At 74.2% G+C, this 12996-nt stretch carries 11 protein-coding genes; 9 read left to right on the top strand and 2 right to left on the bottom strand.

Translation table 11 applies throughout. From position 1 onward, the window contains the following. A partial coding sequence (locus tag D8M34_RS16920; protein ID WP_148113071.1) for a substrate-binding domain-containing protein occupies positions 1-390 on the top strand: 390 nt, incomplete at its 5' end. Between the two features lie 3 nt (positions 391-393). Here the strand turns inward: D8M34_RS16920 and D8M34_RS16915 are convergent. Both D8M34_RS16915 and D8M34_RS16910 read right to left on the bottom strand, forming a co-directional pair. Then, on the bottom strand, positions 394-2352 hold the full coding sequence (locus D8M34_RS16915) for a DUF2264 domain-containing protein (protein ID WP_126894595.1): 1959 nt from the start codon (positions 2350-2352) through the stop codon (positions 394-396). Further along, positions 2349-3362: a hydroxyacid dehydrogenase gene (locus tag D8M34_RS16910; RefSeq protein ID WP_126894594.1), complete on the bottom strand. Its 1014-nt coding sequence runs from the start codon at positions 3360-3362 to the stop codon at positions 2349-2351. Before D8M34_RS16910 ends, D8M34_RS16915 begins: the two co-directional genes overlap by 4 nt. Before the next feature lie 136 nt (positions 3363-3498). Here D8M34_RS16910 and D8M34_RS16905 point away from each other — a divergent pair, with 136 nt between their 5' ends. The 8 genes from D8M34_RS16905 to D8M34_RS16870 all read left to right on the top strand — a co-directional run. Beyond that, positions 3499-5334, top strand: a complete 1836-nt coding sequence (locus D8M34_RS16905; RefSeq protein WP_126894593.1) for a heparinase II/III family protein — start codon at positions 3499-3501, stop codon at positions 5332-5334. After that, positions 5331-6431 (top strand): substrate-binding domain-containing protein, encoded by a 1101-nt coding sequence (locus D8M34_RS16900; protein ID WP_126894592.1) that lies wholly within the window; start codon positions 5331-5333, stop codon positions 6429-6431. The genes D8M34_RS16905 and D8M34_RS16900 overlap by 4 nt, the downstream gene beginning before the upstream one ends. 102 nt (positions 6432-6533) lie before the next feature. Beyond that, positions 6534-7703, top strand: coding sequence for a Gfo/Idh/MocA family protein (locus D8M34_RS16895; protein WP_085605948.1), 1170 nt, complete (start codon positions 6534-6536; stop codon positions 7701-7703). Next, positions 7700-8920, top strand: a complete 1221-nt coding sequence (locus D8M34_RS16890) for a DUF993 family protein (protein WP_025105456.1) — start codon at positions 7700-7702, stop codon at positions 8918-8920. Before D8M34_RS16895 ends, D8M34_RS16890 begins: the two co-directional genes overlap by 4 nt. Next, positions 8917-9834 carry a sugar phosphate isomerase/epimerase family protein gene (locus tag D8M34_RS16885; RefSeq protein WP_126894591.1) on the top strand — a complete coding sequence of 306 codons (918 nt, stop codon included), beginning with the start codon at positions 8917-8919 and terminating at the stop codon, positions 9832-9834. The genes D8M34_RS16890 and D8M34_RS16885 overlap by 4 nt, the downstream gene beginning before the upstream one ends. Before the next feature lie 532 nt (positions 9835-10366). Then, positions 10367-11131, top strand: coding sequence for a sugar phosphate isomerase/epimerase family protein (locus D8M34_RS16880; protein ID WP_126894590.1), 765 nt, complete (start codon positions 10367-10369; stop codon positions 11129-11131). Between the two features lie 43 nt (positions 11132-11174). Beyond that, positions 11175-12242: a LacI family DNA-binding transcriptional regulator gene (locus D8M34_RS16875; RefSeq protein ID WP_081811653.1), complete on the top strand. Its 1068-nt coding sequence runs from the start codon at positions 11175-11177 to the stop codon at positions 12240-12242. Then, the coding region (locus D8M34_RS16870; protein ID WP_148113070.1) for a glycerate kinase at positions 12239-12996 on the top strand (758 nt) is incomplete at its 3' end. The genes D8M34_RS16875 and D8M34_RS16870, both read left to right, overlap by 4 nt.

Below are 12996 nucleotides of genomic sequence, written 5' to 3'. Positions count from 1 at the left end.
GAGGCCCTGGCGGATGCCGGCGCCGTGCCACCGCCGGTCGTGCGCGGCGACTGGAGCGCGGAGTCGGGCTTCGCCGCGGGCGCGGCTCTAGGCGCGACCGCGGTGTTCTGCGCCAACGATCAGATGGCGCTCGGGCTGCTGCGGGCGGTGGCGGAGTCCGGGCGCGCGGTTCCGTCGGACGTCAGCGTGGTCGGCTTCGACGACATCCCCGAGGCGGCGAACTTCCTCCCGCCGCTCACGACCGTCCGGCAGGACTTCCCGGCGCTCGCGCAGCAAGCGGTCACGGCGCTCATCGCGGCCGTGGAGGGCGACGCGACGGCGACAGACCGCGCCGCGCCCGTGGTGGTGCCGACCCGGCTCGTGGAGCGGGCGAGCACGGCACACCGCTGACGCTCATCCGCGGGGCAGCTGCTCGCCCGGGCGAAAGGTCGTCGCGGCGCCGTCCGGCCACGACACCGTCGCCTCCCCTCCCTGCAGATCGAGTTCCGGTGGAACGGGCGAGCCCCCGAGCAGCACGCCGACCGCGATCCAGGTGTCGGGTCGCACCGGCGCGGAGAGCCAGGGGGTGACGGTCTCCGGGCCGAGCGGGGTCACGTCCCGCTCCCGCCGGACCCCCGCGGTCGCGTCGTCGAGGCCGTGGAGGCCCACCACCCGGCTCTGCGTCTCCCCGCCGGGGGTGAGGGCGGCGGTGACGGCCGCGGGGCCGGTCTCGACGACGGTGGCGGCGGACAGGGCCCATCCGCCGATGCGGAGGACGTCGCCGTCGTGGATCGCTCCGTCCGGCCCTGCGCCCGCCCGGACCCGCACGAGCCGCACCTCCCACGGTCCGCGCACCGCCGACACCACATCGACCACCGGGCCGACCGTGGTCTCGACGGCCGTGCCGCCTCCGCCGACGTCGAACCCCATGCGGACGCCGTCGTGCCAGTGCACGGGGCCACAGGAGCCGCCGAGCGCCGTGCCGTCCGTCTCCCTCAGGCGCCCCGTCAGGAAGCCGGAGCGGTGGCTCGCTCGGCCGCCGCGCACCACGGCGACCGTGCCGTCGAGCGGGTCGCGTGCCCCCGGGCCGGCGAGAACGGGGGCGGTCGCGGTGCTGTACCCGAGCTTCGCGTACAGGGGAGCATCGGGCTGGAACGCACCGGGGGTGCGGTGGTCGGTGCCGTGGTTGACCACGCGCACGATGCCGTCCGCGGTGCCCGTCGCCAGCCACCCCGGGGCGAGGAGGACGCGGGTGAACGGGCCCCGATCGATCGGCAGGGGCTGTTCGACGGCAGTCCAGAACGGATGCGTGGCGGGGAGGGCGAGCGGCAGGAGACCCTTCGCCGCCCAGTACGGGGAGCCGGGGCCGGAGTAGTCCTGGGCGAGCGGGCGCCAGGCGCCGTGCCAGCCGAGGGACAGCACTCCGGTCGCATCCGGCGCACCGCGGGCGGTGAAGTGCCGGACCTGACCGTTCACCGCCCGGCGCAGGAGGCCGGGGTCATGCCGCGAGGTGCCGGAGAACGCCGCGGCCCCGGCCGCAGCGGCCGTCGCGAAGCGGTAGGTGAGGCTGCGCCCCTGGATAAGCGGTCCGCCGTCGGCGCCGACGAGGCGCAGGGCGTCGTCGAGGAACGCGTCGAGCCGGCGGCGGTACCGGGCGACCCGATCCGTATGCCGCGGCTCCGCGCCGACCATGTCCGCCCAGAGCAGCGGATAGAAGGACAGCGCCCAGCCGGCGTAGTGGTCGAACGACCGGGCGGCGCCGTCGGCGCTCCAGCCGCCCGCGCGTTCGAAGCCGTCGAGGAGTGCGAGATCGGCGGCGCGGTCCGCGGCGGAGATCGGCCCGCCGACGCTCTCCAGGAACTGCTCGACGAGCACCCGGAACCACGCCCAGTTGTTCGGCGGGTAGCTGCCGCCGACGAACGTCGCGAGGTAGTCCACGGTGTGGGTCCGCGCCGTGTCGTCGAGGCGCGCCCACACCGTGTCGCGCGTGAGGTGAAGGCCCAGCGCGAGCGCCGCCGCCTCGACCTTCGCCTGGTCGACCTCATCGGGGCGCGGCCACCGCTCGGCACCGTCGGGGTCGACCCCCGCAGCGAGGCCTCGGGCGTACCGGTCGGCCAGCGACTCCGTGCCGAGCGGGTCGCCGGCGATGCGGAACGCGGCCAACAGGAACGTGCGGCTGAATCCCTCGAGCGCATCGACCGCGGAGCCGAAGCCACCGGAGGAGCCGGGGTAGCGGATGCCCGCGCCCGCCGGGCTCGCGTGACGGGCGGCCCCGTCGAGGATCGCGTCGGCAACCGCCACCAGGTGCGCACGCGTCCATCCCGTGTGCGGGGAGAGCGCGCGGTCCTCGGGAGGCAGCGCGAGGAGTGTCATGCGCTGTGCGCGAGGTCGGCGCGGTGCACGGGGTGTCGAGGCGGACGACCGGCCACCCACGCTTCCAGCTCGTCGAGGGCGGCGTCGGCCAGCCGGTGTGCCTCGGTGCCGAGGGAGCCGGCGAGGTGCGGGGTCACCGCGACGTTCGGCAGGCGCAGCAGCGGGTGGTCGGGCGGAAGCGGCTCCGGGTCGGTGACGTCGAGGATCGCATCGAGGCGACCGGAGGCGCACTCCACGCGCAGGGCGTCGTGGTCGAGGAGGGCTCCGCGGGCGGTGTTGAGCACGGTGGCGCCGTCACGCAGGGCGGCGAGCTGCGCGCGGCCGATCATCCCCCGCGTCGCGGGCAGGGCCGGTGCGTGCAGGGAGAGCAGATCGACGGCGGGGAGCAGGGCGTCGAGCGGGACGAGCCGGGCGCCGGCCGCGGCCACCTCCTCGGGGTCCGCGTACGGGTCGGCGACGAGCACCTCGAGGCCGGCGAAGGGGCGCAGCAGGTCGACGACGCGGCGCCCGATGCGGGAGAACCCGACGATGCCCACCGTGCGGTCGAGGTTGCCGATGCGGCCCCCGGCGCGGGGGCCGACGCGCAGGTCGTGCTGTGCGTCGGCGGTACGGAGCGGGAGGAGGGCGCGCTTGCCGGAGAGCAGGATCATCGCGAGCGTGTACTCCGCGACGGGGGCCGCGTTGGCCTCGGCGGCCGAGGTGAGCAGGATGTCGCGCTCCCAGAACGCGTCGGACACGAGGCCGCGCACGCTCCCTGCCGCATGGAACACCGCGCGCAGCCGGGGGAGCCGATCGAGCAGGGGCGCGTCCAGGACCGGAGCGCCCCAGCCCGTCACCAGCACCTCCACGGCGGCGAGGCGGTCGTCCAGCGACGGGGCGTCGAGAGCGGGGGCGTGCAGCGGACCGCCGGGCGCGGCGAGGGTCTGCAGGCGGGCGCGCCGCGCGTCGTCGAACACGAGGTCCCACGCCTCCGTCGAGAGGGCGGCGAGGACGACTGGTCGAGGGGTCATGGGTCTCCGGGTATCTCGGGTATGCGCTTGCCGAAGCGCGCGGTTCCAGTGAAGACTGTGCGTTCGAGTGCAGGCAACGTGATCGAACTGAAACCCTGCTGATCGAACACACTCGAACAACGAAGGCGAGAACCGGATGCTGATCCCCCGCGGCACCCTGAGCGATCTGTGGCGCGAGCACGGCGCCGTCGATCGGCCCGTCGTGCCGCCGAGCACCGACCGGGAGGCATGGACGTCCGTGGCACCCGAGCTCCGCGCGACCATCCTGGCGGCGGCGGACGGCGAGCGCGGCACCGCGTGGGCGCAGCCGCTCCTCTCGCAGTGGGCCGCTTACGCCCGCACCGGTGACCGCGCCGGCTGGGAGGGGGCGGTCTTCCGCCGCGACCTCCGGCTCCGCCGCGCCGTCCTGGCCGCTGCCGTCGACCCGGTGGCCGAGCGGCTGGACGAGGTCGCGGACGGCCTGTGGCTCCTGGCCGAGCAGTCGACCTGGTGCTGGCCTGCTCACGACGACGCGTTCGCCCGCGGGCGCCGTGTGCCCGACATCGAGCGCCCCGTCGTCGACCTTGGCGCGGGGGAGGCGGCGGCGCTGGCGGGGTGGGCGGTGCTGATGCTCGGCGAGGCTCTCGACGCGCACGCGCCCGGTCTGGTCGCACGGGTACGGGACGAGACGGTCCGGCGGGTGCTGCGCCCGTTCGTCGACCGCCGCGAGTGGGCATGGGAGGGGTCGGAGGAACGCGTGCACAACTGGGCGCCGTGGATCCATGGCAACCTGCTGCCGGCAGCGCTCGCCTTCGCGGACGAGCGGCTGCGTGCGCGGGTGCTCGCCCTCAGCATCGACGGCCTTGATCGCTATCTCGCCCAGCTTCCCGCCGACGGCGGCATCGACGAGGGCTTCGCCTACTGGTGGCAGGGAGCGGGGCGGGCGTTCGATGCGCTCGGCCTCCTCGACGCGCTCACCGCCGGTGCGGTGGCCGCCGCGATCCAGCACGGACGCCTCGCCGGGCTGCGCGAGCTCGCCCTCTTCCCGGAGCGCGTGCAGTTCGGGGAGGGGTGGGTGGCGAGCTTCTCGGATGCAGAGGCGCGCACGGGGGAGGCCCTCCCGTGGTCCGTGCTCCACCGGGCCGCCGTCCTGTGCGGTCTGGAGGCGACGGCTGCGTTCGCCGCGCGGCACCGCCGTCCGGGGCGCGTCATCGGAGACGAGGCCGATGTCGTCGCCGGCCTCGGTCGGACGCTGGCCGAGCTGTTCGACGCCGACTGGCATGCGGCGCGTCCGGGGCCTGCGCCCCTGCCCGGACGCGTCGAGTTCACCTCCCTCGGCGTGGGTCTGCGCCGCGAGCGGAGCGGCGATCCGCGGGGGCTCGCGGTCGTCGTCAAGGGCGGTCGCAACGACGAGAACCACAACCACAACGACCTCGGCGCGGTCGCGATCGCGGTCGACGGCGTCCCGGTCGTGATCGACGTCGGTCGGGCGACGTACACCGCGGCGACCTTCTCGGATGCCCGTTACCGCCTGTGGCACGTCACCAGCGGCTGGCACTCGACGCCGCTGGTCCGCGGGCGCGAGCAACAGCCCGGCGGCGCCTGGCGGGCCGCGGTGCAGGCGCGGAGCGACGGCTGGACCCTCGACCTCGGTACGGCGTTCCCCGGCGGCGACCCGTGGTTGCGGACGGTGCTGCTGCGCGGCGGCGCGGTGACCGTGCGCGACGAGAGTCCGGCGCTCGCCGACCCGACGACCCGTCTCGTGCTCGTGTGCGCGGGGACGCCCGAGGTGCACGGTGCCGGCGTCCTCCTCCCGGGTCCGGATGGGAAGCGGGGACTGCGCATCGCCCACGATCCGGCGGACGTCGTCGTCGAGAGCAGGGCCGTGGACGATGCGCTCCTCGAGCGTTCGTGGGGGCCGGTGGTCTCGCGCGTCCTCTTCGCACCGCTCGACCGTCCAGAGCGCTGGGAGCTGCAGGGGAGGGCGGCATGAGCGAGGAGCGCCCGACCCCGCGTTTCGGCCTCTCCCGCCGGGAACGGATCCTGGACGAGCTGCGCCGCACGGGGGCGGTGCGCGTGGCCGATCTCGCCCGCGACTTCGGGGTGGCGGAGCTCACCATCCGCCGCGACATCACGATGCTGGCGGACCGCGGGCTGCTGACCAGGGTGCACGGCGGAGCGGTGCTGCGGAGCGCGCTGGACACGACCGTCGCGCGGGCCGCCCTCCCCGGGCCGCAGTTCCGCATCGGGATGGTGGTGCCGTCGCTGAGCTACTACTGGCCGCAGGTCGTCGTCGGCGCCCGGAGTGCCGGGGCGGAGGCGGGGGTGCAGCTCGTGCTCCGCGGGGCCAGCTACGCCGCGCAGGACCAACGCCGCCAGATCGCGGCGCTCCTGGAGTCCGGGACGGTGCACGGGCTGATCGTGGCCCCCGAGACGCAGGGTGCCGACGGATACGCGCTGCTCTCCTGGCTGGACACGCTCCCGGTGCCGGTCGTGCTCGTGGAGCGCCGGACCCCGCCCGCTCTCGCCCTCACCCGGATGCAGACCGTGGCGACCGACCACGCGTTCGGGGGCGCGCTCGCCGCCGGGCACCTCGCCGCACTCGGACACCGGCGGGTCGGGATCCTCACCTCTCCGCAGTCACCGACCTCCGCCGGGCTGCGGCAGGGCTGGTCGCGGGCCGTCGCCGAGCTCGGGCTCACGGTGTCGGTGGACCGCGACACGGCCCTGGACCGGATGGAGGGATCGGCGCAGGCGGAGGTGGTCTCGGCGCTGCTCGCCGAGATCCGTGAGACGGGGGCGACGGCGCTGCTCGTGCACTCCGACCCGCAGGCGCTCCTGCTCCAGCAGCATCTGCAGGACGCGGGCTGGCGGCTGCCCGACGACCTCTCGCTCATCGCCTACGACGATGAGGTCGCCGAGCACGGGTCTCCGCCGCTCACCGCGCTGCGGCCGCCCAAGCAGCATGTCGGGCGCCGTGCGGTCGAGCTCATCCGCGACCGCCTGCGCGAGGGCCCGAACCGGCCCGCGGAGCGCGTGGAGGTGGCTCCGGCGCTGCACGTGCGCGCCAGCACGGCCCCTCCGCGCTAGGGGCGGTTGCGAGGTCGTGCGTCTCATGCCATGATCTCGGAAAGCGCTTACCAAGATTCTCCTGTCAGCGCCGACAGCTTCCACCGAGAGGAACGGACCGAGATGGCACAGGCCCCCACCCGCGAGATCGGGATCATCATGAACGGCGTCTCCGGGCGCATGGGATACCGGCAGCACCTGGTGCGGTCGATCCTCGCGATCCGCGACGAGGGCGGGATCGAGCTCCCGGACGGCACGCGCGTGACCGTGCGGCCGATCCTCGTCGGACGCAGCGAGGCCAAACTCGCCGAACTGGCAGCGAAGCACGGCATCGAGGACTGGACGACCGACCTCGACGCCGCCCTCGCCGACCCGCGGTGGGAGATCTACGCCGACTTCCTCGTCACGAAGGCCCGGGCGTCCGCGATCCGCAAGGCCATCGCCGCCGGCAAGGCGATCTACACCGAGAAGCCCACCGCCGAGTCGCTGGACGAGGCCCTGGAGCTCGCCCGCCTTGCCCGCGACGCGGGCGTGAAGACCGGCGTCGTCCACGACAAGCTCTACCTCCCGGGGCTGCAGAAGCTCAAGCGCCTCATCGACTCCGGCTTCTTCGGCCGCATCCTCTCCGTCCGCGGTGAGTTCGGCTACTGGGTGTTCGAGGGCGACTGGCAGCCCGCGCAGCGTCCGAGTTGGAACTACCGCACCGAGGACGGCGGCGGCATCATCACCGACATGTTCCCGCACTGGAACTACGTGCTGGAGAACCTCTTCGGCGAGGTCAAGAGCGTCTACGCCCAGGCCGCCGTGCACATCGCCGACCGCTGGGACGAGAAGGGCGAGCACTACACGGCCACGGCCGAAGATGCCGCCTACGGCATCTTCGAACTCGACGGCGGGGCGATCGCCGAGATCAACTCCTCGTGGACCGTGCGGGTGAACCGTGACGAGCTCGTGGAGTTCCAGGTCGACGGCACGCACGGCTCCGCCGTCGTGGGGCTGTTCGGCGCCAAGATCCAGCCGCGCAACGCCACGCCCAAGCCCGTGTGGAACCCCGACCTGGAGGACAGCCACGACTACGACGCCGACTGGCAGCAGGTGCCGACGAACGACGTGTTCCAGAACGGCTTCCGGCAGCAGTGGGAGGAGTACCTCACCTCTTTCGTCCTCGGCACGGACTATCCGTTCGACCTGCTCGCCGGCGCGCGCGGGGTCCAGTTCGCCGAGGCCGGACTCGCGTCCAGTGCCGAGGGGCGCAAGATCGTGCTCGAGCCGCTGACCCTGGACCGGGCATGACCACGCTCCGCCTGCTCGCCGCCGACGGCCGCACCGCCGACACGGAGCTCCGGGAGGCCGACGCCGTCACGCGGCCGCAGGGCCCGCTCCGCAGCCGGGTGGCCTACGCCGCCGCGCACGTCGTTCCGAAGGCGTACGCGGACAACACCCCGGGGCAGCCGGCCGACATCGACTGGGACGCGACGCTCGCGTTCCGCCGCAACGTGTACTCGTGGGGACTCGGCGTGGCCGACGCGATGGACACCGCGCAGCGGAACATGGGGCTGGATGCGACGGCGGTGCGCGAGCTCATCGCCCGCAGTGCGGAGGTCGCCCGCGAGGAGGGCGGCTCAGTCGTGGTCGGGGTCAACACCGACCACATCGAGGAGGCGCGTGTCCCGCTCGATCAGGTGATCGCCGCCTATCTCGAGCAGCTGCACTTCGCCGAGGAGCAGGGGGCGGGGCCGGTGCTCATGGCCTCGCGGCACCTGGCCAGGGTCGCGGAGAGCGCGGACGACTACCGCCGCGTGTACCGGGAGGTGCTCTCCCGCGCATCGGTCCCCGTCGTGCTGCACTGGCTCGGCACCGCGTTCGATCCGGAGCTGGCGGGGTACTTCGCGCCCTCGTCCTCCGGGGGGAGCGGCGGTCCCGCGTGGCAGGAGGCCGCCGAGGTGCTGCTCGACATCATCGTCGAGAACCGCGCCGCGGTCGCCGGCGTGAAGATGAGTCTGCTCGACGCGGAGTCCGAGGTCTGGGTCCGCGAGCGGCTGCCGGAGGGCGTGCGCATGTTCACCGGCGACGACTTCCACTACGTCGGCCTCATCGGCGGGGACAGCCTGACCGGGGCTGCCGCGCCCGAGGGGTCCGCGTCACGCGGCCACTCGGATGCGCTGCTCGGCGCGTTCGCCGCTCTCGCCCCGGTGGCCTCCGCCGCGATCCAGGCGCTCGACGCGGACGACCCCGAGCGGTACCTCGCCCTCCTCGGACCGACCGAGGAGCTGAGTCGACAGGTGTTCGCGGCGCCGACCTTCTATTACAAGACCGGGGTCGCCTTCCTGTCCTGGCTCAACGGTCATCAGCCGGCGTTCCAGATGGTCGGGGGGCTCCACTCCGCGCGGAGCCTGCCGCACCTCAGCCGCATCGTCGAGCTGGCCAACGGGGCGCTCGCCCTGGAGCGGCCGGAGCTCGCGCGGGAGCGCTGGCACGGCCTGCTCCGGCTGAACGGGGTGGACGCATGACCGCCTCGCGGAGCCTGGCGGCGGAGCGCGAATCCCGGGTGGCTGGCGTCGGGACCGTGCCGCACCCGCGGCTCTCGATCAACCAGGCCACCGTGAAGCACGCGGATCTCGCGACGGCCCTGCGTGTCACGGCGGCGGCGGGGGTCGAGGCCATCGGCCTGTGGCGGGAGCCCGTGCAGGCGGTGGGACTCCATGTCGCCGCCCGCATGCTGACCGACTCCGGCCTGCGCTTCACGACGCACTGCCGCGGGGGCTTCTTCACGCTGCCCGCCGGTCCGGAGCGCGAAGCCGCGCTCGACGACAACCGCCGGGCGATCGAGGAGGCGGCCACCCTCGCGGCGGCCGGTGCGGAGGGCTCGACCGCGGTGCTCGTCCTCGTCGCCGGGGGTCTGCCCGAGGGGTCGCGCGACCTCATCGGGGCGCGCGAGCGTGTCCGCGACGCCATCGGCGCCCTCGCGGACGACGCTCGAGCCACCGGGGTCACCCTCGCGATCGAGCCGCTGCATCCGATGTACGCCTCCGACCGCGCGGTGGTCTCCACCCTCGGGCAGGCGCTCGACATCGCCGCGGACTTCGACCCTGCCGTGGTCGGAGCCGCCGTCGACACGTTCCACATCTGGTGGGATCCTCAGGTGCTCGACCAGATCGCCAGGGCCGGACGCGAGGGCCGCATCGCCACGTATCAGGTGTGCGACTGGAAGACCCCCCTCGCCGCAGACCCCCTCCTCTCTCGGCACTATCCGGGGGACGGTGTGATCGACTTCGCACCCCTCACCCGGGCCGTGCAGGACACGGGCTACGACCGTGACATCGAGGTGGAGATCTTCCACGCCGACGTCTGGGCCGACGACCCGGTTCGTGTGGTCCGCCGCACGGCCGAGGCCTTCGCGACGGCGGTCGCCCCCCACCTGTGAGTCCCGGTGACCCCCGTCCCGTCCCCACCGAGGTTCCGGATCGGTTCCGGACATGGTTCCGGACACGGTCCCGGTCCGGTCCGGTCCGGTCCGGTCCGGTCATGGTTCCGGATGCACGACCCCGCCACGGATGCACGACCCGTTCCGGGGTGTCGGTCGTCCCGTCGTGCTCAGGTCGTGCATCCGCCCCGGTCTCGGTCGTCGTGTGCCGGATCGACCGGGGACATCTGCACGACTCGGGTCCGTCTGCAGGGTCAGACACGGGTTCCGGTCGTGCAGGCGGGACGAGGTCGTGCAGGTGGGACTCGACGAGGGAGTCCGTCCCTGTCCCGGTCCCGGTCTCGATCCCGGTCTCGGTCGTCGTGTGTCGGATCGACCGGGGACATCTGCACGACTCGGGTCCGTCTGCAGGGTCAGACACGGGTTCCGGTCGTGCGGGCGGGACGAGGTCGTGCAGGTGGGACTCGACACGGGGATGGAAGGGGCCGGGACGTCCGACCCAGAAGAACGGCAGGACTGAGAGGATGACGGGATGACGGGGATCCGTGCGGGGCTGTGCTCGGTGACGTTCCGTGCCCTGCCGCCGGAGAGGATCGTCGCGCTCGCGGCCGCCGCGGGTCTCGACGTGATCGAGTGGGGCGGAGACGTGCATGTGCCGCCGGGCGATGTCGACCGCGGGGCGGAGGTCGCGCGGATGACCACGGATGCCGGGCTCGCCGTCGCGTCCTACGGGTCGTACTTCCGCGCCGGTCCGGAGGAGTCGCTCACCGCGGTCCTCGACAGCGCCGCGGCCCTGGGTGCTGACCGGGTGCGGGTGTGGGCCGGTGAACACGGCTCGGCGGAGGTGTCCGGGCCCGAGCGTGCCCGCGTCGTGACGCGGCTCCGCGCGGCGGCGGTCGAAGCGGGCGCCCGGGGCATCGGACTCGCCCTGGAGTTCCACGGCGGCACGCTCGCCGACACCGCGCCGGCCACCCTCGAGCTGCTGCACGAGGTCGATCACCCGATGCTGTCGACGTACTGGCAGCCCACGGTCGGTGCCACCGTCCCCGTGGCGCTCGAGGAGTTCCGCCGGCTCGGCCCCCGTGTCTCCGCCGCTCATGTCTTCTCCTGGTGGCCGCGCACCGAGCGCCACCCGCTCCGCTCGCGGTCCGCACTGTGGACCCGGTTCTTCGCGGACGCCGCCGCCTCCGCGCACCCGCCGCGCGACGCGCTGCTGGAGTTCGTGCCCGACGACGCCCCTGAGCTCCTCGCCGGGGAAGCCGCCGCCCTCCTCGGGTTTCTCGGGCGGCAGCCGTGAGCGCCCCTCGAAGCGCTTCCGTTCCCGTCGGTAGGCTCGGAGCATGACCCCGTCCGCCACACCGGCAGAGCCGCCGGCCGCGCGTCGCCCCCGTCACGCCCGGGGACCGGCACCCACGCTGCACGACGTCGCACTCGAGGCCGGAGTGTCCCTGGCGACCGCCTCCCGCGTGCTCAACGGTTCCGAACGCAAGGTCGCGGCGCCCTTCCGGGAGCGGGTGGAGGCCGCCGCCGAAGCCCTCGGCTACACGGCCAACGTCTCCGCGCAGGCGACCGCCCGCGGACGCTCACCGGTGATCGCGCTCCTCGTCGCGGACATCGCCGACCCCTACTTCGGCCTCATCGCCTCGGGCGTCGCCCGGGGTGCCGACGAACAGGGGCTCGTCGTGACCGTGGCCATCACCGAGCGCGACCCGGCGCGGGAGGCGCGCATCGTCCGGGCGCTGCGCGGACAGCGTCCGCAGGGCCTCATCCTCGCCGCCTCGCGGACGCAGGAGGAGGGGCAGGCCGAGACCGCTCGCGAGCTCGCCGAGTTCACCCGCCTCGGCGGCCGCGTCGTCGCGTTCGGCGCGGACGGCGACGGCGACCGCCGGGTGGAGATCGACAACCGGGCCGGGGCCGCCGCGCTCGGCCGTCGCATGGCAGAACTCGGATACCGCTCGGCGGTACTCGTCGGGGCGGCGGAGGGCGTGCGCACCTCGGACGACCGGCTGGCGGGATTCCGGGCCGGATTCGCGGAGGGCGGCGGAGAGGTCGCGCAGACCGTCCGCGGTGACTTCCGTCGGGAGTCCGGGGCGGCGGCGATGACCGAAGCCCTCGCCACAGGTGTCCCCGCGGGTACCGTCGTGTTCGGCATCAGCGACGTCGTCGCGATCGGCGCGATGGCGGCCATCCGTGCAGCGGGCCGTGAGGTCGGCACGGACATCGCGGTCTGCGGCTTCGACGACGTGCCCTCGAGCCGCGACGTCACGCCGGCCCTCACCACGGTCTGCGTGCCGCTGAGCGACGCCGGCTACCAGGCCTTCCGCGCGATCGTCGACGAGGACTGGCAGCAGCCGACGCTCCCGCTCGAGGTGGTCGTACGCGCGAGCACCCCGGGGCTTCGGGCATGACCCGGGTCGTCATCGCGCCGGACAGCTTCAAGGGCACGATCACGGCGGCGGAGGCCGCTGCGGCGCTCGCCGACGGCTGGCGGGAGGTCGAGCCGGCTGCGGACATCGTGCTGCGTCCGATGGCCGACGGCGGGGAGGGGACCGTCGCGGCGTTCGCGACGGCCGTACCGGATGCACAGTGGATGCCGGTCACGGTCGACGGTCCGGCAGGCGCTCCCGTCGAGACGTCGTGGCTGCTCCTGCCGAGCACGACCGACGCCCCGGGCGGCACCGGCGTCGTCGACATCGCCTCGACCTCGGGCATCGAGCTCCTCGACGGTCTGCGCCCCGGGGACGCCGACACGACCGGCTTCGGCCAGGCGATCGCCGCAGCCCTCGATCACGGCGTCTCGCGCCTGATCCTCGGCATCGGCTCCAGCGCCTCCACCGACGGGGGCACGGGCATGCTCACCGCCCTCGGGGCACGCTTCCTCGACGCCGACGGCGAACCGGTGGCGCGGGGCGCGCGCGGACTGGCGGACATCGTCACGGCGGAGCTCGGGGCCCTGCGTGGGGCGCCGGATGTCCGCGTGCTGACCGATGTCACGAATCCGCTCGTCGGCCCCCGCGGCGCGGCGGCGGTGTTCGGCCCGCAGAAGGGCCTCACGGCGCCGGAGGACATCGCCCGTGTCGACGACGCGCTCGCGCGCCTCGCCGCCCTCCTGCCCGTCGATCCGGAGCTGCCGGGCACGGGGGCCGCCGGCGGGACGGGCGC

It is taken from the genome of Microbacterium sp. HSID17254, from assembly GCF_003989315.1.
Classification (GTDB): domain Bacteria; phylum Actinomycetota; class Actinomycetes; order Actinomycetales; family Microbacteriaceae; genus Microbacterium.
Note: the sequence above shows the minus strand (reverse complement) of the source record. Positions and strands in the feature narration are given on the sequence as shown.